Source organism: Plebeiibacterium marinum (assembly GCF_026013615.1).
Taxonomy (GTDB): domain Bacteria; phylum Bacteroidota; class Bacteroidia; order Bacteroidales; family Marinilabiliaceae; genus Saccharicrinis; species Saccharicrinis marinus_A.
Window position 1 is genome coordinate 85711 of the sequence record NZ_JAPDPI010000009.1, and the last position, 23760, is coordinate 109470.

Consider the following 23760-nt stretch of genomic DNA (forward strand, 5'->3'; position numbering starts at 1 on the left):
ATAATGTGAACAGATTCAAAAAATATTTGAAATTGGGATTCCCTTTTTCTTTGGCTTTAATCACATATTTGCTGACTTTAGTATTTAAAAACAACCCTGACCTAACAGAAAAATGGTATTCCACAGGGATATATCCTCAAATTGCCTATCCCTTATCAAGTTTTTCCGCACTATTTCCATTTTCTTTAGATGATACTTTTTATGTATTGCTAACAACTTTCTTTGTTATAGGCTTAATCTTAGTTTCGGTAAAACAAATTCGATTAACATCATTTACGATCAGGCTACTCCAGACTATTGCCCTATTGTATTCGGCATTCTATTTTCTTTGGGGCTTTAATTATTTCAGGCAACCTGCCCACCTTCGAATGCAGATTGAAAAATCTGAGCCAAACACAGAAAACTTTGCAGAAGTTTTTAAGCTTGTAGCTGAATACACCAACAAAGCCTATACTTCATGGCAAGACCAGGATACCTTAAATTTTCAACCTATCCTTGAGCCATCAATAAACGAATTACAGACCTTTCTCCCTGTTGAGTATCCAGGTGGAATGAGACGTATTAAAAACATATCATTTAGCAACTTTTTTGCTAAGGCTACCATATTAGGATATTACGGGCCATTTTTCAATGAAGCACATATTAACAAGCATTTATCAGTATGGGATAAACCGGTGGTGACTGCCCATGAAATGTGCCATCAGTTAGGAATTACCAGTGAAGCGGAGGCCAACTTTTACGCATGGCTCATAACTACAAATTCAGAAAACAAGTTTGCCAATTATTGTGGCTGGTTATATTCACTCGGTTTCTTTATATATCAATCAAAAGATATTTTTAGCAAAGAGGATTTAATGTCTATGATAAAACCAGAAGTAATCAATGACTACAGGTCCAGGCATAAACATTGGCATAAACTAAGAAATAAAACCATTGACAAAACCGCAAGTAAGGTGAATGATGTTTATCTGAAATCGAATAACGTTAAAAAAGGCATTGATGATTATAACGGAATGGTTCAACTGATTATTGACTTTTATTTATCTGAACATAAAGAAATAATTTTTTAGGTATATGATTAAACTTATTGCATCAGACATGGATGGTACTTTATTAGATGATAATAAAGAATTGTCGCCGGACTTTAAAAAAGTTTATACTGATTTGCGAAATGCAGGAATACAATTCGTTGTAGCTAGCGGACGGCCATCTTATTCTTTGAAACCAGAATTTTCCTTCTTACAACATGATATTATTTTCATATGTGATAATGGTGCATTTATTGAGGCAAACGGGGAACAGATCATAGTGAAACCCCTTGAAATAAAAACTGTACGTGCAATTATAGACGACATTAGAAAAACTTTGGGTGTTAATGTTATTTTATGCAGCATAGACACTTCGTATATAGAAAGTAACGATGAAGACTTTCTTCAGGAGGCTCGCAAATATTATAAAAAAATAAAATTTGTTGACAACTTGAAAAGTGTGGAAGACACCATATTAAAAGTAGCCATATGCGACAGCAAAACCTGGATGAAGAATAGCTGGCCTGTTTGGGAGAAATATCAAACACAAGTAGGCGTAGCACCTTCTAGTGACATATGGATTGATGTAATGCCACACGAAGTAAATAAAGGAGAGGCACTAAACCTTATACAGAAGAAGTTTGGAATTACAAAGGAAGAAACAATGGCATTTGGAGATTATTTTAACGATAAAGAAATGCTGCAACAGGCAACCCACAGCTATGCCATGGAAAATGCACACCCGGAAATTAAGAAAATAGCAAGAAACATTGCACCTGCTAATTATAAAGATGGTGTGATTAAAACAATACAAAAAAATGTGCTTGGAGAAGCAAATAACAAAAAGTAAATATTTTATACAAAACCAGTTGCATTAAAAAATATTTACTAACTTTGCGCCCGCAAAACAGAGTTTTTGCAACATTTGTAAAACAAATAAAAATAAAAACACATGCCAGTAAAAATTAGATTAGCTAGACACGGGCGTAAGAGGCATGCTTTCTACCACATTGTGGTAGCAGATAGCAGAGCACCACGTGATGGTAAGTACATTGAGCGTATCGGATCTTACAATCCTAATACGAATCCTGCTACAATCGATTTAAATTTCGATAAAGCTTTAACTTGGTTAAACAACGGAGCACAACCAACTGATACAGCAAGAGCAATCTTGTCGTACAAAGGTGTTTTAATGAAGAAACACTTATTGGAAGGTGTTAAAAAAGGTGCTTTCGATGAAGCTGAAGCTGAAAAGCGATTCAACGCTTGGTCAACTGAAAAACAAGCTAAGATTCAGGCTAAGATCGACGGCCTTGCAGGAAAAGCTGCAGATGAGGCTAAAGAAAACCTTGAGCGTGAAGCAAAAATTAACACAGAAAGAGCTGAAGCAATTGCTAAAAAGAATGCAGAACTAGCTGCCGAAGCTGAGGCTGCAACTGCCGAAGCCAATGCTGAAGAAGAAGCTCCAGCTGCCGACGAGGCTGCTGATGCTCCTGAAGCTCCGGCTGCTGAGTAATTCAAGCTGTATTTTTAAGCAGTTTCAATTATTGTAAAAGAATAACCCTCATTTTTAAATGGGGGTTTTTTTATGTCCAATATTTTTTAAATTTATCATTCAATATTTAAGTTATGATAGAAAAGGACCAATGTGTAGCAGTAGGCTATATAAATAAACCCCATGGCATTAAAGGTGAAATTGTTTTTTCATTATTGGATGGGTTTTATAGTGAAGACATAGATACCAATTTTCTTTTGCTGAATATAGACAATGGATTAGTTCCCTTTCGCATTGAATCCATCCGGACAAAAAGCAGCAAAACATTGTTGGTAAAACTAAATGATGTTAATTCTGAAGATAAAGCTCGTGACCTATGTGACGCAGAAGTATATTTAAAACCCGAAGAAATCCTTAAAGAAGAAGAAGCTCCTTCTGGTGCATTTATTGGCTTTAAGGTAAATGACGCATCCAAAGGTCAAATAGGGACTATTCTGGACATAAATGAGATTGCAAAAAATCCCATTTTTATAATTGAAAACGAAGGAAAAGAAATATTGATACCAATTAATCAGGATTTTATAACTAAAGTTGATGAGTTAACTAAAACCATCGAAATGGATCTCCCTGAAGGGTTGATTGATTTATATTTGGAAGGATGATTTAAAGGATCTAATAAATCAACGATCCCGTCTAAAAGCATTGAAGAAAACTGAAATATGGAAAACAATGGATTTATTGGCATGATCCAACGTGCCTTAACTACTTACAAAGGTAAGTATGCTTTTTCAGATTATGGAGGGGAAACTTATTCCTACGATCAGGTAGCTGAGAAAATTTACTGGTTTCACCAACTTTTTGAAAAATGCGGGATTGAAAAAGGGGATAAAGTTGCCTTAATCGGCAGAAACCTTAGCAATTACGCCGTTTCATATCTAGCAACGGTAACCTATGGAGCAGTTGCAGTACCTGTTTTGCCTGATTTTGGAAGCAGTGAAATTCATCACATTGTATCACATTCCGAATCAAAAATATTGCTTTCTACAGATCTTATCTTTAACAAGATTGATGAAAGTAAAATGTCAGGAATCATCGGCATCGTAAGCATCGAAAGCTTTAAACCACTAGCAAGTTGCTCCGTTAATCTTGACAAGATAATAAACAGCATCTGTATTCCTGAGAATATTTCCGCAGAATCACTGAACTTCGCACAAGTTGACAAAGATGAAATGATGGTACTTTCATATACTTCAGGAACATCCGGCTTTTCGAAAGGAGTAATGTTGCCGCACAGAAGCATCTGGTCGAATGTACTTTTTGCCCAGGAAAACCTGAAACTGTACCCAGGTAACAGGATTGTGTCATTTTTACCTCTGGCACATGCATATGGCTGTCTGTTTGAGTTTTTATGGCCTTTTACTGTTGGATGCCACATAACATTTTTAAGCAGAACGCCCTCTCCAAAAATTATAACAGAAGCATTTCAAAAAGTAAAACCCCACTTGATTCTCTCTGTTCCTTTAATTCTTGAAAAAATATTTAAAAAACGAATAGCCCCCGCTCTTGAAAAGCCAACAGTTAAAACAATTAGTAAAATTCCGGTTTTAAACCAGGTGGTATATCAGAAAATAAAAAAACAATTAGTAGATGTTTTTGGGGGAGAATTCCAGCAAATTGTGATAGGCGGTGCCGCACTAAGCAAAGATGTTGAGGATTTTTTACGCAAAATTGGATTTCCATTTACCATTGGTTATGGAATGACTGAATGTGGTCCACTAATAAGCTATGCTCCTTTCGATTCAACCAAAGTACGATCTGCTGGTCGATTAGTAGACAGAATGGAAGTAAAAATAGATTCTCCTGATCCACACAATGAAGTAGGAGAAATAATGGTGAAGGGTACCAATATCATGTTAGGTTATTATAAAAACCAGGAGGCTACAAAAGAAGTTTTTGATAAAGACGGCTGGTTACACACAGGCGACCTGGGTGTTATAGATAAGGAGAATTTCATTTTTATCAAAGGACGCAGTAAGAACATGATCTTAAGTGGTTCAGGACAAAATATTTATCCCGAAGAAATTGAAGCCCGACTGAATAATATGGAATACGTTCAGGAATGTTTGGTAAGAGATATGGGTAATGGGAAACTTGAGGCACTGATATATCCAGACTATGAAATGGCTGATGCGGAGAAATTATCAGAATCTAAACTAAGAGAGAAAATCCTGGAACTAAAAAAAACAATTAATGCCGAACTGCCAGCCTACATGAATCTTGCTGAAGTGACTTTATTTCCGGAAGAGTTTGAAAAAACGCCCAAGAAAAGCATTAAAAGATATAAGTACACAAAACTTTAAGCATGTTAAAAATAATTGCCGACGACAAAATCCCTTTCCTTCAAGGAATTTTAGAACCCTATGCAGATGTTAAATATTATCCTGGCGCAAAAACTACGGCCAAAATTGTTAAGGATGCTGATGCTTTAATAACAAGAACCCGAACCGTGTGCAATTCGGATTTGCTAACAGATAGCCGGGTAAAAATGATTGCAACCGCCACCATTGGATATGATCATATTGACACTACTTTCTGTAAGGCAAATAACATTAACTGGACCAATGCACCAGGTTGCAACTCAGGTTCTGTAAAACAATACATGGCTTCTGCTTTTTCAAATCTTGCGTTGATTAACAAGCTCAATTTTTCAGACTTAACCATTGGTATTATAGGGGTAGGAAATGTAGGATCAAAAGTTAAAGCCCTTGCCGAAGGACTAGGTATGCGGGTATTATTAAACGATCCCCCTCGACAGGAAAAAGAGAAATCATCAAATTTTGTTGGAATTGACCGTATCCAAAAAGAGGCAGACATCATAACCTTTCATGTTCCTTTAACTAATATTGCACCATATAAAACTAAACATCTTTGCAATAAGGAGTTTTTAGATCAATGCAAAAATGGAGTTGTTATAATAAACAGTTCACGAGGAGAGGTAGCAGACAACATTGATTTATTGCGTTCTAAACTATCTGGAAAAGTTAACAGCATCATACTTGATGTATGGGAAAACGAACCTGCGCTAAACCCTGATCTAATAAAAGAAACACTCGTTGCAACTCCTCACATAGCAGGCTATTCAGCAGATGGCAAAGCCAACGGAACAGCCATGAGCGTACAGGCTATAAGTGAGTACTTTAATTTGCCCCTTACCCATTGGTTTCCTAACAACCTACCGGTAAATAAAGACACAGACATCAAAATTGATTGCAAAAGAAAATCAATACAGCAAATACAGATAGAAGCCATATTGTATACTTATGATATTATGGAAGATGATAAAAGGTTAAGAAATGCCCCATCTTCATTTGAAAAGCTAAGGGGTTCCTACCCTATCCGCAGAGAATTTGAAGCCTATAAAATTATATTACAAGGCGGATCAAAAAATATAGAGGCAGCACTGAACAAAATTGGTTTTAAGGATGTTCAATGTATCTAAAATAAGAAACATTAATAGTTTCTATTAATAATAAATTGCAGAAAACAAGGCCAGTCCCCAGTCAGGATCATCGACGGGTTTGTGTGCATAAAAAAAATAAAAAAATGAACAAAAAGGCTGATATAGGATTGATAGGTTTAGCTGTTATGGGTGAAAACCTAGTTTTAAACATGGAAAGCAAAGGCTATAATGTTGCCGTTTACAATAGAACCACTGAAAAAGTTGACAAATTTATAAGTGGCAGAGGTGCAGGAAAAAACTTTATTGGCACATACTCCATAAAGGAATTGGTTGATTCTCTAGAAAAACCAAGAAAGGTAATGATGCTGGTAAAGGCTGGCGCTGCAGTTGACGCATTAATTGATCAGATAACCCCTCACCTTGAAAAGGGTGACATAATCATTGATGGAGGAAACTCACACTATCCGGATACCATCCGAAGAACAAAATACGTTGAAGAAAAGGGCTTGCTCTATGTTGGATCCGGGGTGTCGGGTGGAGAAGAAGGTGCACTGACAGGTCCATCTTTAATGCCTGGAGGCTCTGCAAAGGCCTGGCCATTTATAAAAGATATTTTTCAGAATATTAGTGCCAAAGTAGAAGACAATATTCCCTGCTGCGACTGGGTGGGCCAAGATGGAGCAGGTCATTTTGTAAAGATGGTTCATAATGGAATCGAATATGGCGATATGCAATTGATAAGTGAAGCATATCATATTATGAAAGAATACCTTGGCCTTTCACACGATGAAATGTACAACACCTTTGACGAATGGAATAATGGGGATTTAGATAGTTACCTGATTGAAATTACCCGTGATATTATGGGATATAGGGAAGATGGCAAACCACTAGTAGAAAATATATTAGACGCTGCCGGCCAAAAAGGGACAGGTAAATGGACAGGCATTACTGCACTTGATCTGGGGGTTCCGCTAACTTTGATAGGTGAATCAGTTTTCGCACGTTGCTTGTCAGCCCAAAAAGAAGAAAGAATAAGTGCTTCAAAAATTCTCGGTTCGCCCATAAAAAAATTCGAAGGAGATAAGAAACAGTTTATCGGATATATTAAGGATGCATTATTTGCCTCTAAAATTGTCTCGTATGCTCAGGGTTATGTTTTGATGCGGGAAGCAGCCAAAGAAAACAACTGGGATTTAAACTATGGAGGAATAGCTTTAATGTGGAGAGGAGGATGTATTATCCGTTCAGCCTTCCTTGGGAAAATAAAAGAAGCTTTTGATAACAATCCCGAATTACCAAATTTATTACTTGATCCGTACTTTATGCAAAAAATCGATAAGGCATTGCACGGATGGAGACAAGTAGTAGCTCAGGCCGTTTTAAACGGGATTCCTGTACCTACATTCTCAAGTGCACTGTCGTACTATGACGGATATAGAACAGAATTTCTGCCCGCCAACCTCTTGCAGGCACAACGAGATTACTTCGGCGCCCATACATACGAAAGAATTGACAAACCCAGAGGGGAATATTTCCATACTAATTGGACAGGAAGAGGCGGCGACACTGCCTCCACAACTTACGACGTATAAAACACACTCATATACAACACAAAAGGTTTACGCAAAGAGTAAACCTTTTTTTGTTTTTAGCAATTGCCAGTTTGTTTACCGAATTATTATCTGTATAATTGTTACAATTATTCTATTCTAACAAAAAAATAAATGGTTAACTTCAAAAACAAACCGCTCATAGTGCTTTCTGCAATTCTAATAGCACTCTCAACCTCTATTCATGCTAAAAACAACAAAAGCAAACCAGTTACCACGGTTGATTCCCTGGATCACACACTAGTAAACTGGTTTAATAAAGATGGCATTACAGATAGTATTTATGGAGCCAGCGTGTACAAAACGTATGAGTTCCTTAAAGACAAAACCCCAAAGAAAAAAATTATTGTAGCAGTCATTGATGGCGGCATCGACATACACCATGAAGACCTAAAAGACAAGATTTGGGTAAATCAGGATGAGATCCCGGGCAACGGAATTGATGATGATAACAACGGGTATATAGATGATGTCAACGGCTGGAATTTCATTGGTTCAAAAGAAGGGCAAAATATAGACATTGAGAATATTGAGTATGTAAGACTGATCCGGCAATTGGAATCCAAATATAAAAACACAGATCCCAAAACCATATCTAAAGACCAAAGAAAAGAATTTGCTCTTTATCAGTTTTGTGAAAAAGAATATGAAAAAGAACTACAAAAATACCAGGAGAGAAGTGTTAAAATATCCAGACTCTCAAGCAGAATTGAAAACTCTGAAAACTTGTTGAAACAATATCTTGACACAGACTCATTAAACCTAAAACTAATAAAAGAGATTGAAGATGCTCCGGATTCTATCATGAAAGCCAAGGGCTTTATGACTAACCTGTACAACAACTCATTTTCATACGAATCATTCAATGAATATAAAAAACATATAAACTTGTACCTTAATAAGCATCTCAACCTTGAGTATGAGGTTAGATCGAAAATTATTAATGATAACGTTAATGACATTACCGATGCTGGCTATGGCAATATGGATGTAATTGGTCCTGATGCCCACCATGGTACCCATGTGGCAGGCATAATAGGTGCCGTACAAAAAAATGGTATAGGCATTGATGGCGTTGCTGAGAATATTGAAATTATGGCAATCAGAGCAATCCCAAATGGTGATGAATATGATAAAGACATAGCCCTGGCAATTAGATATGCCGTTGACAATGGTGCCAATATAATAAACATGAGTTTCGGCAAATCCACATCTCCCCAAAAACATTTTGTAGATGATGCAATTAAATATGCTGAAAAGGCAAATGTGTTATTGATACATGCATCCGGTAATGATGGCATCAATATCGACAAGCAACTCCGTTACCCCCATAAAGTATTCAACAATAAGAAACAAGCTGCAAACTGGATTAGCGTTGGAGCATCAACCCATCATCTGGACACTCAGTTTATTGGTAATTTTTCTAATTACGGGGCAAAGTACGTTGATGTGTTTGCTCCGGGAGTAGATGTGGTTTCTCTTTATCCAGGCAACCAATACCAAATAAATAGCGGAACAAGCATGGCATGCCCTGTGGTTAGTGGAGTTGCCGCTTTAATTTGGAGTTACTACCCTGAGCTCACAATGCTTCAACTAAAACACATTTTACTCCAATCAGCTACAAAGTATAAAAAATTAAAAGTAAACACGCCCAATTTAGGCTCTGAAAAAAAGACAATAAAGCCAAGTAAATTATCCAGAATTTCTACAACAGGAGGATTGATAAATGCATATAACGCGGCAAAAATGGCAGAGTCAATGAATTAGATCAAAAAGAAATAGCCTAATAGCAATATATTCTGTTGCTATTAGGCTATTTCTTTTATTTACTTCTCTATTTGATTATACAAGGTTATTTACATTAAAATCTGTAACCCCGGAACCGTAAGAGTACCATTACCCAGATACCAGGAATATTTATTTCGTGTAATCTCCCATATCAAAACCTTAAAAACACAAAACCACAGCTTATGCTCTAATCTTTAACTTCAGTGAGTTTATAATGTTGCAATTGTAGTCTGGGTACCTACAACTTTATCTCCTATCTTAACTTTTATATTTGAATCTAAAGGTAAGTACAAATCCAACCGGGAACCAAACTTGATAAACCCCATCTGATCTCCTTGCTCAACTTGATCCCCCTCCTTTGCATAACATACAATTCTTCGAGCCAGGGCACCAGCAACTTGCCTGACTAAAATCTCTTCTCCATCAATTGTTTCAACAACAACAGATGTTCTTTCGTTTTCCGTAGATGACTTTGGCAAGTAGGCACCCATAAACCTTCCACTATGGTGTTTTGAGTACTTAATCTTCCCTCCTATTGGAAACCAGTTTACGTGTACATTTAAAGGTGACATAAACACAGAAACCTGCATACATCTTTTCTTCAAATACTCAGGTTCATCAACTTCTTCAATTACCACAACTTCTCCATCAGCAGGTGTAATAATAGCACGGGCATTTTTTGAACAAATTCGCTCCGGACTTCTAAAAAAATTAACGATTAAGAAGAAAAAAATAGCTGCTACACCAAACACAATATATTTTGCCACATCATTAGCAACAGTATACTGTGCAACTAAGGCAATAATTGCTGCAATAAAAAAACCAACAAAAATTGTTTTATAACCTTCTTTATGAATTGTCATTATTCCTTTTTAATTAACGTACAAACAAATTAATATAAAATACTGCCATCGGGATAGCAAATAAAACCGCATCAAACCTATCCAAAATCCCACCATGTCCTGGCAATATATTTCCAGAGTCTTTTACTCCAACACTTCTTTTAAACATTGATTCGGCCAAATCCCCTAACACTGCCATTATCGAAACAATGGCTGCAAATACCATCCACTCAAATGTATTCAGATTATCCCAAAATAATGAAAGCACATAGCCTGCCGCCAGAGTTAATGAAAATCCTCCAAGGGTTCCTTCCCATGTCTTTTTTGGACTAATCCTTTCAAATAGCTTGTGTTTTCCTATAGTAATTCCAGACAAATAGGCGCCAGTATCATTTATCCACACCAAAATAAAAACCGACAATGGCAAATGGAAATTATAAATCCCTTTATCAAATGCCAACAGATTCATCAATGCAAAAGGAACCGCTATATAACAAGCAGTAAGCAAGCTCATTGCAACATTCAGCAAGGGATATTTATTCCTTTTAAAGAGCTCTCTGATAAAAAGGAAACAAACAATGGGAATAATCACCAAAAACAATGAAGGTGATGCCATTTTCGACTGAACCAGGTAGGCACTTATAAAAATAACACCCCCCAGACAAACAGTAGGAATAAAATCAATCTTGGTCTCTGTTTGGGAAAACAAACGAGTCATCTCATGAATGCCACCTATTACAATAAGCAAAAATAGAATAAGAAATGACATCTGGTGATAATAAATCCCGCCAGCTAAAATAGATACAAAAAAAATACCAGTTAAGGTGCGTTGCCAAAAATTACTCATCTGCTTATTTTATCAACTGCAAAATTAAGTAGTTTACTTAATTTTCAAGCATTTTTATCAATAAAAACAAATATTTCTTTTAACTGATGATAAAAAAAAGAGATCGGTAAAATTACCGATCTCTTTAAAGTATATTTTAATTGATATTTTATTCCTTAAAAGCAGACAACTCCTTGCTCTTTCATTCTTCATTTAAAGGTTTTCAGCATCAGCCTTTTTATCATCTTCCAGACTTTCCATCTTATCTTCATCAGCTATATCGTCAAACTGTACAAGATGTTTACTTACTTTTCTTTTTCCAAATATTGTTTCTAAATCTTCACTAAAAATAACTTCTCTTTCAAGCAATAAATTAGCTAATTCTGCATGTTTCTCCCTATTTTCCATTAGGATATCTTTAGCTCTTTGGTATTGTTGTTCAATCAGTTTAGAAACTTCATGATCGATAGATTTAGCAGTTTCTTCACTATAGGGCTTTGTAAAACCATATTCATTCTGACCACTCGAATCAAAGTAGCTTATATTACCCATCTCTTTGCTCATCCCATAATAAGTAACCATAGCATAAGCCTGCTTAGTCACTTTCTCAAGATCATTTAACGCTCCGGTTGAAATTTTTCCAAACTCTATTTCTTCAGCAGCCCTTCCTGCTAAGGTCGAACACATTTCATCAAGCATTTGCTCAGTTGTAGTAAGCTGTCTTTCCTCTGGAAGATACCAGGCAGCCCCCAACGCTTTCCCCCTGGGCACAATAGTAACTTTCACCAATGGATGAGCATGTTCAAGCAACCAGCTTGTAGCTGCATGACCTGCTTCGTGGTATGCAATTGCTTTCTTTTCTTCCTTCGAGATGATCTTATTTTTCTTTTCAAGTCCTCCTACTATTCTGTCAACAGCACTTAAAAAGTCCTCTTTCTCTACAATCTTCTTATCGCCCCTGGCTGCTATTAAAGCCGCTTCATTACATACATTGGCAATATCAGCCCCTGAAAAACCTGGAGTTTGTTTTGCCAAAAAGTCAGCCTTAACTTCTTCACTTAGTTTTAAAGGTCGTAAATGTACATCAAATATCTGCTTACGTTCCTTTATATCTGGCAGTTCTACATGTATCTGTCTGTCAAATCGTCCAGCCCTCATTAAAGCGCGGTCAAGAATATCAGCTCTGTTAGTAGCGGCAAGAATAATGACACCTGAGTTTGTTCCAAAACCATCCATTTCTGTTAACAACTGATTGAGTGTATTTTCCCGCTCATCGTTTGCTCCCATACTTGGACTTTTCCCCCTGGCCCTACCAATAGCATCAATTTCATCAATAAAGACAATACAAGGAGCTTTTTCTTTTGCTTTCTTAAATAAGTCGCGAACCCTGGAGGCACCCACTCCAACAAACATCTCCACAAAATCAGACCCTGACATGCTGAAAAAAGGAACATTTGCTTCTCCTGCCACAGCTTTTGCCAATAAAGTTTTACCGGTTCCCGGAGGGCCTACAAGCAAGGCGCCCTTTGGTATTTTACCCCCAAGATTGGTATATTTCTCAGGCTTCTTCAAAAACTCAACTATTTCTTCCAACTCCTGTTTTGCTTCAGCCAACCCTGCAACATCCAAAAAGTTTACATTTATATTTGATTCCTTATCAAAAACCTTTGCTCTGGATTTCCCAACATTGAAAATATTTCCTGCACCACCCCCTCCGGCTTGTGCACCCATCCTCCTAAATACTATAATCCAAATGATAAGAAGTAAAATTAGCGGCCACAAAAAGCTAATAATGTCTGAAAGATAATTGGAGCGTTGCTCAAAGGTATTAGGAATTGTAAATCCTTTTTGCTCTTCTACAGTTTTTAAATCATCATAAAACTTTTCTACCGAAGGAATTTCAATTTTGAAATGTGGGCCTCTTTCTATAACTGCCTGATAACTATCCCCAAAATCCTGTTCATAATTTTTTATCGCATCCTTTTTCAAGGTTACTTCAACCTGATCAAGATTTTTGATAACAGTCAACAACTCAATATCTCCAGAGGGAAGTATCCGTTGAGTAAACTTGCTATAAGGTATCGTTTTAACTGCTTCATTCTGATTCATTAAAAAGAATGATAGAAAAAGCAGTAATAAAATTCCATAAATCCAGTACCCATTAAACTTTGGAATTTTTGGCGTACTGTTATTGCTACCCCCTGAATTAGTTGGTTCTTTTTTTTGATCTTTGTTTTCGCTCATTTTGTAAATGAAAATTTGTTAGAACTAGAAAAGGTTCTCAATATCTGTACGCTTGGCATCTGCCCACAAACCTTCTAGGTTATAAAAGCTTCGTATTGGTTTCTGAAAAACATGTACAACAACATCAACATAATCTACTAAAATCCATTCAGCATTTTGCTTTCCCTCAATATGAAGTGGCTTATCTTTGATATGTTCTCTCACATAGTCTTCAACTGAATCCCCAATAGCACCTACATGCGTATTACTGTCCCCATCACATATAACAAAAAATTGACAAACGCATCCGTCAATTTCTCTCATATCTAAAACTGCAATATTTGTGCCCTTTTTCTCTTGAATACCTTCAACAATTGTATCTACCAATTGTTCAGTTGAACTAGTTTCCTGGTTTATCATTAAATTATTTTCGTTTGTATATTTTAAACCTGTATGTAATCTCTGCTAAATTACTAGAAAAATACAAAGATACTACTTTTTTGTTTTTCCAATTAGTAACTACTTTTACACAATAATTTTGCCGTTGCATATTTAATGCCAATTTGTCCTATTTTATAACATGTAGTATGACACAACTTGCTGGATTTAAAATAATGAAGTTTGAGGAACTTTCCTCAACCAATGAAAAAGTAAAAGAATTAATTAAAGATGACATTCAGGATTGCACTGTAGTTATTGCAAAACACCAGTATGCCGGCAAAGGGCAAAAAGGAAATTCCTGGGAAAGTGAAAAAGGGAAAAACCTCACTTTTAGTTTATTTATTAAACCTGAATACATACAAGCTCAGGATCAATTTGTAATTTCAAAAGTAGTATGCCTTGGAATTTTAAAGGTACTACAAAAATATTCGGATGGTTTTTCAATAAAATGGCCAAACGATATTTATTATAATAACTCAAAAATAGGAGGGATCTTAATAGAAAACAGCATCCTTTTAAATGCAATAGGAACCTCAACAATAGGCATTGGGTTAAATATTAATCAGGAAAAATTTTTGAGCGATGCCCCTAACCCAATCTCTCTTAAAAACATCTGCAAAAAGGAATTTTGTTTACAGTCTACTTTACATGATATCCTCGAACAGATTTCTGTTCTATTAGGCAGAGTGCGTGTACAAAACGAACACCTCCAAATTAACAAGGAATATATGAATGCTTTATTTCGCAAGGAAGGCTATCATTTATATAAAGATGAGGAAGGAATATTTAAAGCCCGCATCCTGGATATATCTGAATACGGGCAGTTAGTCCTGTTAAAAGAATCAGGAGACCAAACAACATATTCTTTTAAGGAGGTTGAGTTTATTCTTTAGTTATAATGATAATTGGCAATTGCATCTCCCAACATGTTTAAAAATTTTTTTACATGTTTGCTCACCATCATTTTCATCATAGGATTCAAATCTGCCTTAATAGTTAATTTGATCCTGGTATCATTTTCAGCTACCTGCTTTAACTGCACCCATAGGTAAAAGTTAAACGGAACCTTACCATCTGTGGAGTATTTTACTGTTTTATATGGTTCTTTATCAACAATTTTCAACCCGGCATCTCCAATCCCTTCAACCTTAAACCTGCACGATTCCTCTGTGCTTTGCCAATCCGAAATCTTATCCTGAGGTATAAGGTCCTGAAAGTTGTTAAAATTCGAAATAAAAGAAAAAATCTTTTCGTCGTTGTGAACAGCTTTCTTAATTTCACTCTCAAATTTTGTCATAACCATTTCATATAAAAAGCTCAAAAAGACTAAATCTTAATGAGCTTGTATTTTTTTGTGACTTATTTCAACCTGATAAATTACTTTCCCCATTCTGCAGGATTAGTCCTCCAGCTCCCTAATGTTTTAACATCATCTGAAGATACATAACCTGTTGCAGCTGCAACATCAATAAGGATTTGGTAATTACTAAGTGTATCAATTTTAACTTCTTTAGACGCAAAATTGTCTTCAGCAGTTTGGAACCCATAAGTAAAAATGGCAAGCATTCCCATCACTTCACAACCTGCAGCCCTTAATGCCTCAACAGCTTTCAAACTACTTCCTCCTGTTGATATTAAGTCCTCAATAACTACCACTTTTGTTCCTGGCTTGATATCTCCTTCAATAAGATTTTCCATACCATGGCCTTTAGGAGACGAACGTACATATACAAATGGCTTTTTTAGTTCATCTGCAACAAGTGCACCCTGAGCAATAGCTCCTGTAGCTACGCCAGCAATAACTTCGGCTTCAGGATATAGCTCGTTAACAAGATTAACAAATGCCGACTTGATATAGTCTCTTACTTCAGGATACGATAAAGTTTTCCTGTTATCGCAATAAATTGGAGATTTCCATCCCGACGCCCAGGTAAATGGGTTTGCTGGTTGCAATTTAATTGCCTTAATTTGCAACAATTGTTTTGCTATTGTTTCTGATACTTTTTCCATGCAGCAAATGTATAAAGTTTTTTTCAAGGATAGAATTGTTTTTTTAACTAACAACATTGAACGTGACCTGAATAACGATTTTGGGGCAATTTTCAAATACTCAAACCCTAAGGAGCTTAAGGATTTTATCAATCACTTTGATTCGAGAGAAGAGATCAAAAGCGCTTTTGTTTACCATCATGATTTAGATAAACTTTTGGAGGTTTTTAGTAAATGCTTTAAAGTAATTGAAGCAGCAGGAGGTGTTGTAAAAAACTTTGAAGGTAAAATATTATTTATACACAGGTTAGGTGTTTGGGATTTACCTAAAGGCAAAGCTGAAAAGGGAGAATCAATAGAAGAGACTGCTTTAAGAGAAGTTGAGGAAGAATGCTCCATTACCCCGCTGACAATAACAAAAGCTTTAAAACCTACCTATCACACATATTGGTTAAAATCAAAATTGATTTTGAAAAAAACACACTGGTTTGAAATGAAGTATGACGGTAACGACATACCCAAACCTCAGGAAGAAGAAGACATTTCACTTGCAGAATGGCTTTCAAACAACAATTTGGACAAAGTATATCAAAATACATATCCAAGCATATTGGAAGTATTAAATCAGGTAGATTTGTAAAAAAAGATTCGCATTTGGTTTTTAGCTGCCTTTTATTATTTACTATCCACTTCTTTACTAATATTTTTTATATTTTTAAGGGATTTTTCAACACAACACAAAATCATTAAATGACAGCTCAAGAAATAGAATTTGAAAACAGAAAAGAAAAATTGCGGCAAGATGCTGTATTTAAAGAAGTTCAGAGATTAAGAAAAATAAACCGTTCACAATCAAGCAAAATAGCCAAATTAAGAAAGGCTATGTATTTTCAAATCCTCTTTTTCATCTCTTTATTAGTAGTATTTTTATTAAAAGGCATGATTAGCTTTGGAGGGGCCGCTTCAAACGAGGAACTTGCTGCATTTAAACTGAAGTACAACGACTTGAAAAATGCAAACAAGTCTTTAGATGATTCTATTGAGGTGTATAAAAGTCGAATAACCCAAATTACGGATAAAAACATGGTTGACAGAAACGAAACAGGACTAAGGTTTCGTGTTCAAATTGGGGCATTTAAAGAAATTAATTTAAATGACTTTTCTACAAATCTGGTAGCTATTAATCAGGAAACCTACGACAGTATTAACCAGTATACCATTGGTGTTTTTAAAAACTACGAAAAGGCCAAAGTATTTTTGGAAGATATTAAACGGATGGGTTTCAACGATTCCTTTATTATATCTACAAAAAACGGCAGAAGAATTCCGATTGACAAACTCTCTAAAGAGGAATTATATCCGAATTTGAAAAATCCCGTTGATTAGTTTTATTATTTCACTCCTTTATATTTTCTATCAGTTCCTTTCTGATATAAGAAGTTATTTTCCATCTTTCATCAGGAGTAACCATTCCTTGGTGGGCACCCATTACACCAAAACCCACTGAGATAACATGGAATATTTCTCCGTCGGGATTTTTGGTTACTTTTTCTGAAAGTAAATTAGCTGGTGGGTATGAATATTTTCCACTAGTAAACAAATACCCATTACCATCTCCCTTTTCTCCATGGCAATGCCAACAAAAAATATTATACAAGCGTTTTCCTTCAGTTAAGGTTTCTTTCCTAATGGAATCTATGGCATAAAAATTACTTAGCTCAACTCCAGCCAACTCCCTATCCTCAACGGTCTTCTCAAATTGATATGGAATACTTCCTCTTGGCACTGTATTCTCAACAGGCGGGAGATTGGTTTTTCCATTAGGTAAAACCGGATTCTCCGAATAGGTTTCATAACTTCTTGACTGCTCCATATCAGGAAAATAACTATATCCTGGCTGATTTCTGTCAAGGTCACATGAAACCAGAAACAACAACACCCAAACACTATTTAATATTTTCATAATCAAAGCTTTCTTTATAATAAGGATGATTTTGAGGAACCAGACTTCCTTTTGTCAGAGACTTAAATATTGCAAAACAAAACAATGATATATACAGTATTGTAAAGCCTATTTCCAAGACGCTAATTCCAGCTCCCGCATCCCCAGTTGTGCCCGGCATAATAGCTAAGAACAAATCAAGCCAATGGCCACAAAACACAATAATAGAAGTATATAACAACCAACTTACCTTACGTTTGTTACCCCGTGACATCAGAGCAAAAAATGGCACCACAAAACAAATTACAACATTGACATAAAATAGTACCCTAAAATTAGTTATCCGCTCAACGTAATAAACCGTTTCCTCAGGAATATTGCTATACCAGATCAAAAGATATTGCGAGATCCATAAATAAGCCCAGAATATACTGAAACCAAACAGATATTTCCCCAGGTCATGCAGATGTTCATCATTTATATAATTGAGATATCCCAATTTTTGTAAAACAATAACTAATATTATAATTACGGCAATAGTATTTACGAATAGCCCGATAAAAGTATACCAACCATACAAGGTACTAAACCAATGGGCGTCAATGCTCATAAGCCAATCCCAAGCCGAGGTTGAACTCGTTATAGCGATAAACACAACAAATAATGCTGAATATGTTCGCAGTTTGTAAAACACTTTTAAATCGGAGGATGAGTCACTCTTTAAGGAAAGCTGTCTGATTTTATAAATTAAGAATGTCCAACCTGCTATATATATTATCATCCTGAGTATGAAAAACGGAAGGTTAAGATAGCCTTGTTTCAATTGCAAAACCGAATCTAAGTGTTCTGTGTGCGACCAATGGTATAATGAATGAACTCCAAAAACAATTGGTACAATCATCAATGCTCCTAACCAAATATTACTACCTATAGCTTCTGCAATTCGTTGTACTGTTGTTTGCCATCCGGATTCTGCGATAAGGTGAACAGCCACAAAAAAAACTGCTCCCAAACTTAAGGATATAACCAAAAATCCATTTAAAAGTATGTTAGCCCAAATTCTTTCCTCTGTCCACGATCCAAATATCAACCCCAACACAATCAACAAAACTCCTGTTATTACACCTACTGTAAGAACTGTCTTTATATTTTTTGTTATCACAAACTGATTGTCCATTTCTTATTCATTTTGAAGTGAAGGATTTATAGATTTTATATCTTCTGCACCCGCTTCCTTGAGAACATTAAATATTTTTTGTTCATGTGAGTCATCAACAAACTCCAGAACAACCAAAAACACATTATCACTGGTTCTCTCATCGAATATTAGCGCAGGAGCTCCCGGACCAATCCCAGATTTAATCAAAAATCCAAATACCAATGATATAGCAGCAAACAAAACAGCCATCTCAAAGGTTACAGGTATAAATGAAGGCACCGAAAAAAACGGTTTACCGCCAAAGTTTAAAGGCCAGCTTGATGAAAAAACCCAAACTTGGAAAACAAAGGCCAAAATGGCACCCAATGTACCAGCAACAAAGCCTAATCGTGGCAATCTCGATCTTTTAAATTTCAACACATCATCCAGGCCATGAACCGGGAAGGGCGTTCTGACATCAAAGATTGGAATATCGCTTTTCTGAATCTGTATAATTCCATCCAACAATTCCTTATCATCATAATATACACCAGTTATATATTGCCTATTTTTCATTTTCAACTCCTTTCCTAACAAAGTTTTCTCCCGAACTCCTTAATACGCTTTTCACTTCTGCGATAGCAACAACCGGGAAGAATCTGATAAAAAGAAAGAAAAGTGTAAAAAACAGACCAAAAGTACCTAAGTATACACCCACTTCAACCCAGGTTGGCGAGTACATTGCCCAGCTTGAAGGCAAAAAATCACGATGCAACGAGGTTACTATGATTACAAAACGTTCAAACCACATTCCTATATTAACAAATATTGAAATGATAAAAGTTGCAGCCAGGTTCCTTCTGATTTTTTTAAACCAAAAAAGCTGAGGGGTAATAACATTACAAGTCATCATAATCCAATAAGCCCACCAATAAGGTCCAAAAGCTCTATTCACAAAAGCAAAACGTTCATATACCACCCCAGAATACCACGCCATAAACAATTCAGTTATATAGGCTATCCCAACTATTGAACCGGTGGCTATAATAACTTTATTCATTGATTCTACATGCCCTACTGTTATATAGTTTTGTAGGTTTAGGGCCTTTCTGGTAATAATCATCAAAGTTAAAACCATAGCAAAACCAGAAAATACAGCTCCTGCAACAAAGTATGGTGGAAATATCGTTGTGTGCCATCCAGGAATTACCGAAGTGGCAAAATCCATACTTACAATGGAGTGCACAGAAAGTACCAGTGGGGCAGCAAGTCCTGCCAATATCAGAGACATTGATTCATGCCTGGCCCAATGCCTTGCTGAACCAGTCCATCCAAAACTTAAAACTGCATATACTTTCTTTTTAAAACTCCTTTTCAGCCTGTCTCTGATAGTAGCTATATCAGGAATCAATCCCATATACCAAAACAATAGGGACACCATAAAATAGGTTGATATGGCAAAAACATCCCATAATAATGGTGAGTTAAAGTTAACCCACAGGTCTCTGGTATTCGGATATGGGAATACAAAGAAACCAAGTGGCAACCTTCCCATATGAAGCAGAGGAAACAACCCGGCACACATTACCGCAAAAATAGTCATGGCTTCTGCGCTCCTGTTAATACTGGTCCTCCATTTTTGTCTAAAAAGCAACAATATAGCAGATATAAAGGTGCCGGCATGACCAATACCAACCCACCACACAAAGTTTGTAATACCCCATCCCCATCCTATAGTTCTGTTTAAACCCCAACTTCCTATTCCATCCCATACGGTAACAAATATTGCCACACCTCCAAGCATTAAAGCCAGTAAAGCAAGGCCTAATCCCACAAACCATAGCCTCCCAGGCTTACCGTCCATGGGCTTTGTAATATCATCAGTTACCTGTTTATAACTCTTCGACCCGGTAACCAAAGGTTCTCTTATAGGTGATATATACATTAGCTATGATTTTTATATTTAGGTTTAATTGAGTTATGGCTCTCAACATTCCTCACTTTTGTTAGATACCCTACACTAGGTAAAGTGTGCAGCTCTTCAAGAAGGTGATATGCACGGGGATCCTTAATCAGCTGACTAACTTCACTTTTTGGATCATTTATATCTCCAAAAATGATGGCTTTTGCTGGACAAGCCTGTTGACAAGCAGTTTGTATATCTCCATCTTTAAGATGTGATGCTAATTTTTTGGCTTCTAGTTTTTTCTCCTGAATTCTTTGTATACAAAAGGAGCATTTTTCAATCACGCCTTTGGCTCTTACTGTAACATCAGGATTTAAAACCAACCGCTTTAGGTCCGATGTCATCCCTGTTGCATCCTTACGGTTAAAAGGTATGGAATCTGCCCCTGTGTAATCGTACCAATTAAATCTTCTTACCTTATACGGACAATTGTTATTGCAATACCTTGTTCCAATGCACCTATTATAAGCCATTTGATTTATACCTTCTGAACTGTGGTTGGTAGCAGCAACCGGGCAAACATTTTCACACGGAGCATTATCGCAATGCTGACACATTACAGGCTGACGGACTACACTTATCTTTGAAGGATCATTTGGCGACTGGGTATAATACCGGTCTATTCTAAGCCAATGCATTTCATGCGATCTCCTTACTTCATCTCTTCCTACAACAGGCACATTATTCTCAGCAGAACAGGCAACAACACAGGCATTACAGCCAGTACATGAATTCAAATCAATAAACATAGCCCAATGATGACCCTTGAACTCATGTTTTTTGTATAACGAAGTATGGTGGTGTTCAACAATTTCATGCATTTCATTACCCGACGCAGCATCTTTTAAATATTCATTAAAGGAAGTTTCCCTTATAAGAGCTCTTCCTTCCATATTATGGTGCATTTGTGTTGTTGCCAATTCATAGGTAATCCCTGTTGTCTTTACATTCGAAATACTGGCATAGTAACAAATACCAGTACTACTATTATTCAGCAGATGTTTAACATTTTTTCCAATAGTTTCAGGATCCGGAGTTAACATGGTTCTGCCGTAACCCAGAGCGGCAGCTATTACATCTTCATGCTGACCTGGTTGTATGCAAACCGGAAGCCGAACACCCTTAATCTCAATCACATCTCCTTGTTTCCACCTATTTTTTTGGGCTAAAGAAGGAGCTACTGAGAAGTAATTATCCCAACATATCTTAGAAACAGGATCTGGTAGCTCTTGTAGCCATGGATTATTAGCCAACTTTCCATCTCCCAATGCAACTGAATGATATGCCTGAAACTCTAACTCACCTCCACTTTCATCAACACTATTTAAAATCAGATCTGTATCAAGTAGTTTGTTCTTCAAATTATTTTTTTTCTCCGAATAGAAAACTCCATTACTAAGTACCCTTTTCCATGATGTGACAAAGGAATTTTCTAAGGCCTGATTATCAATGATATTACTTATCCAATAATCCTTTATAAAATCATGTGTTTTAACCTGTTCTCCCACCCATGGCAATAATATTTGATGGATGTCTTTAGAGTTAAAAATTGGATGAATTGTTGGTTGACTCAGACTATACATCCCACTTGCAACTTCATAATCATTCCATGATTCAAGATAATGGTTTAGTGGAAGAACAAACTGGCAAAATGGATTTGTTTCATCATTTTGAGAGGTAATATTAATTGTAAGCTTTATATCTTTTATCAGTTCTTTAAAATTAATTGATGAAGGCAGATTATATGCTGGGTTTGAATCATAACAAACAACAGCACCAACAGCGCCTTCCTCACAATTCTTTGCAAAACTAAATATATCGGTATCTCTACCCTGGTAAAGTTTCAATTCATTATCCAGGCTAATTGTGGTTCCCATTGAACCTAACATTTGGTTTATTCCAAAGACAACCAACTGAACATCTTTATTGTTTGATGACGCAACTACAAGCGATTCACTCTTTGATTTTACTAAAAGCTGAGCTGTATTTTCAACCTCCTTTTCAAACCCAGCTCTGGGAAGAACCGGATTATTAGTCAATTCTGCTATCCTATTAAACAAGGAACGTATGTATTTATGCTGCTCCGAAGGTTTTATAACATACCGGTCATCGGCATTACTGCCTGATAAGGACAATACTGATTCATACTGAATATGTTTTGAAAGCTGTTGAGAATGCTGCAGCTTTCTATTTTGTACATACTGGTTCGTATAAGCAGTAGGAGTAATCCATGTCCCCAAAAAATCAGCACCAAAAGACACAATGGTTTTAGCCTTATCAAACCTGTAAAAAGGAATCGCACTAACCCCAACTATTTCACGATAGGCTTCCCTTAGCCCTGAATACGAAACCGAATCAAGTATAACAACCTTAATATTCGGATATTTTTTAGCTAGCTTATCAATTACCAGTTTTATACTCGGACTAATGATAGTATGAGTCAGAAAAATTATGTCTTTTTCATCAGGTATGGAATCCAATTTTTCAATAATTGCCCTATTGGCATCTGACCAACTGATTTCAACACCATTAAAAGTAGGATTTTTAGGCCTGGATTCATCATACAGATTTAACAAAGAAGCCTGCACTTGTGCTGAAGTTCCGCCATTTGTTAATTGACATTGTTCGTTCCCTTCTATTTTAATGGGTCGCCCATCTCTCACTTTCACTAGTACAGGCACAGCTTCACCTCCATTATAGTATGTCGATGCATAAAAACTAGAAACACCAGGCCTAATTTCTTCAGGCTGAATAAGCAAGGGGATAGCCTTTTTTACAGGTCGCTCGCAACTCGCCATCACTGCTGCTGAGGCAACTCCAAAACCAAAAAGTTTCAAAAAATCTCTTCTATCGGATTTCAACACGCTTTTAACTCTCTTTTCAGTTGGTGAATGCGCATTATCCTTTTCTTCAGCATTATTATATTCTTCAAGGCTTTTCCAGTATTTCATGAGTAAATATTTTGTCCAATTATTACTGAATTATGTTACAAAGACTACCAAATTCCTA

General features: G+C 36.3%; 22 protein-coding genes. 11 read left to right on the top strand and 11 right to left on the bottom strand.

The window, feature by feature from the left end:
- Positions 1-5: 5 nt before the first annotated feature.
- The 8 genes from OM074_RS06500 (at position 6) to OM074_RS06535 (ending at position 9363) form a co-directional block, all read left to right on the top strand.
- Positions 6-1070, top strand: a complete 1065-nt coding sequence (locus tag OM074_RS06500) for a DUF3810 domain-containing protein (RefSeq protein ID WP_301198591.1) — start codon at positions 6-8, stop codon at positions 1068-1070.
- A gap of 4 nt (positions 1071-1074) precedes the next feature.
- Positions 1075-1878 carry an HAD family hydrolase gene (locus OM074_RS06505; RefSeq protein WP_301198592.1) on the top strand — a complete coding sequence of 268 codons (804 nt, stop codon included), beginning with the start codon at positions 1075-1077 and terminating at the stop codon, positions 1876-1878.
- Between the two features lie 102 nt (positions 1879-1980).
- Complete coding sequence (locus OM074_RS06510) at positions 1981-2544, top strand: 30S ribosomal protein S16 (RefSeq protein ID WP_301198593.1); 564 nt, start codon at positions 1981-1983, stop codon at positions 2542-2544.
- Between the two features lie 113 nt (positions 2545-2657).
- Positions 2658-3185, top strand: coding sequence for a ribosome maturation factor RimM (gene rimM / locus OM074_RS06515; RefSeq protein WP_301198594.1), 528 nt, complete (start codon positions 2658-2660; stop codon positions 3183-3185).
- A 57-nt stretch (positions 3186-3242) separates the two neighbouring features.
- Positions 3243-4883 carry an AMP-binding protein gene (locus OM074_RS06520; protein ID WP_301198595.1) on the top strand — a complete coding sequence of 547 codons (1641 nt, stop codon included), beginning with the start codon at positions 3243-3245 and terminating at the stop codon, positions 4881-4883.
- Between the two features lie 2 nt (positions 4884-4885).
- Positions 4886-6022 carry a 4-phosphoerythronate dehydrogenase gene (locus tag OM074_RS06525; protein ID WP_301198597.1) on the top strand — a complete coding sequence of 379 codons (1137 nt, stop codon included), beginning with the start codon at positions 4886-4888 and terminating at the stop codon, positions 6020-6022.
- Positions 6023-6126: 104 nt separating this feature from the next.
- Entirely contained in the window at positions 6127-7578 is a 1452-nt protein-coding gene (gene gnd / locus OM074_RS06530) for a decarboxylating NADP(+)-dependent phosphogluconate dehydrogenase (protein ID WP_301198598.1), read from the top strand.
- Between the two features lie 132 nt (positions 7579-7710).
- Positions 7711-9363 (top strand): S8 family peptidase, encoded by a 1653-nt coding sequence (locus OM074_RS06535; RefSeq protein WP_301198599.1) that lies wholly within the window; start codon positions 7711-7713, stop codon positions 9361-9363.
- A gap of 230 nt (positions 9364-9593) precedes the next feature.
- Here the strand turns inward: OM074_RS06535 and OM074_RS06540 are convergent, their stop codons facing one another.
- The 4 genes from OM074_RS06540 to rsfS all read right to left on the bottom strand — a co-directional run bounded on the left by OM074_RS06540 (position 9594) and on the right by rsfS (position 13695).
- Positions 9594-10247 (bottom strand): phosphatidylserine decarboxylase family protein, encoded by a 654-nt coding sequence (locus OM074_RS06540; protein ID WP_301198600.1) that lies wholly within the window; start codon positions 10245-10247, stop codon positions 9594-9596.
- 13 nt (positions 10248-10260) lie between these two features.
- Entirely contained in the window at positions 10261-11073 is an 813-nt protein-coding gene (locus OM074_RS06545) for a phosphatidate cytidylyltransferase (protein WP_301198602.1), read from the bottom strand.
- A gap of 192 nt (positions 11074-11265) precedes the next feature.
- A complete protein-coding gene (gene ftsH, locus OM074_RS06550; RefSeq protein ID WP_301198603.1) occupies positions 11266-13296 on the bottom strand; it encodes an ATP-dependent zinc metalloprotease FtsH in 2031 nt (676 codons plus the stop codon).
- A gap of 24 nt (positions 13297-13320) precedes the next feature.
- On the bottom strand, positions 13321-13695 hold the full coding sequence (gene rsfS / locus OM074_RS06555) for a ribosome silencing factor (RefSeq protein WP_301198604.1): 375 nt from the start codon (positions 13693-13695) through the stop codon (positions 13321-13323).
- 167 nt (positions 13696-13862) lie between these two features.
- Between rsfS and OM074_RS06560 the strand changes: the two genes are divergently transcribed.
- Positions 13863-14609 (top strand): biotin--[acetyl-CoA-carboxylase] ligase, encoded by a 747-nt coding sequence (locus OM074_RS06560; RefSeq protein ID WP_301198606.1) that lies wholly within the window; start codon positions 13863-13865, stop codon positions 14607-14609.
- On the opposite strand, the gene OM074_RS06565 is transcribed toward OM074_RS06560, so the two are convergent.
- Both OM074_RS06565 and pyrE read right to left on the bottom strand, forming a co-directional pair.
- Positions 14606-15013, bottom strand: a complete 408-nt coding sequence (locus tag OM074_RS06565) for an SRPBCC family protein (protein WP_301198607.1) — start codon at positions 15011-15013, stop codon at positions 14606-14608. The two genes, OM074_RS06560 and OM074_RS06565, sit on opposite strands and share 4 nt — an antisense overlap.
- Positions 15014-15093: 80 nt before the next feature.
- A complete protein-coding gene (gene pyrE / locus OM074_RS06570; protein ID WP_301198609.1) occupies positions 15094-15726 on the bottom strand; it encodes an orotate phosphoribosyltransferase in 633 nt (210 codons plus the stop codon).
- Between the two features lie 7 nt (positions 15727-15733).
- On the opposite strand from pyrE, the gene OM074_RS06575 reads away from it, so the two are divergent.
- The gene (locus OM074_RS06575) at positions 15734-16345 is read left to right on the top strand and encodes an NUDIX hydrolase (RefSeq protein ID WP_301198611.1); all 612 of its coding nucleotides are present in this window, start codon (positions 15734-15736) and stop codon (positions 16343-16345) included.
- A 110-nt stretch (positions 16346-16455) separates the two neighbouring features.
- A complete protein-coding gene (locus tag OM074_RS06580; protein ID WP_301198616.1) occupies positions 16456-17091 on the top strand; it encodes a hypothetical protein in 636 nt (211 codons plus the stop codon).
- A gap of 10 nt (positions 17092-17101) precedes the next feature.
- Here OM074_RS06580 and OM074_RS06585 read toward each other — a convergent pair whose 3' ends face one another.
- Genes OM074_RS06585 through OM074_RS06605 form a run of 5 tightly spaced genes read right to left on the bottom strand, consistent with a single transcriptional unit; the run spans position 17102 to position 23702 of the window.
- Positions 17102-17668, bottom strand: a complete 567-nt coding sequence (locus OM074_RS06585) for a c-type cytochrome (RefSeq protein ID WP_301198623.1) — start codon at positions 17666-17668, stop codon at positions 17102-17104.
- Positions 17652-18824 carry a hypothetical protein gene (locus OM074_RS06590; protein ID WP_301198625.1) on the bottom strand — a complete coding sequence of 391 codons (1173 nt, stop codon included), beginning with the start codon at positions 18822-18824 and terminating at the stop codon, positions 17652-17654. Before OM074_RS06590 ends, OM074_RS06585 begins: the two co-directional genes overlap by 17 nt.
- A 3-nt stretch (positions 18825-18827) precedes the next feature.
- Complete coding sequence (locus OM074_RS06595; RefSeq protein WP_301198631.1) at positions 18828-19361, bottom strand: DUF3341 domain-containing protein; 534 nt, start codon at positions 19359-19361, stop codon at positions 18828-18830.
- The gene (gene nrfD / locus OM074_RS06600) at positions 19351-20730 is read right to left on the bottom strand and encodes an NrfD/PsrC family molybdoenzyme membrane anchor subunit (protein ID WP_301198633.1); all 1380 of its coding nucleotides are present in this window, start codon (positions 20728-20730) and stop codon (positions 19351-19353) included. Before nrfD ends, OM074_RS06595 begins: the two co-directional genes overlap by 11 nt.
- Positions 20730-23702, bottom strand: a complete 2973-nt coding sequence (locus OM074_RS06605) for a Fe-S-cluster-containing hydrogenase (protein ID WP_301198635.1) — start codon at positions 23700-23702, stop codon at positions 20730-20732. Before OM074_RS06605 ends, nrfD begins: the two co-directional genes overlap by 1 nt.
- Positions 23703-23760: the final 58 nt, after the last annotated feature.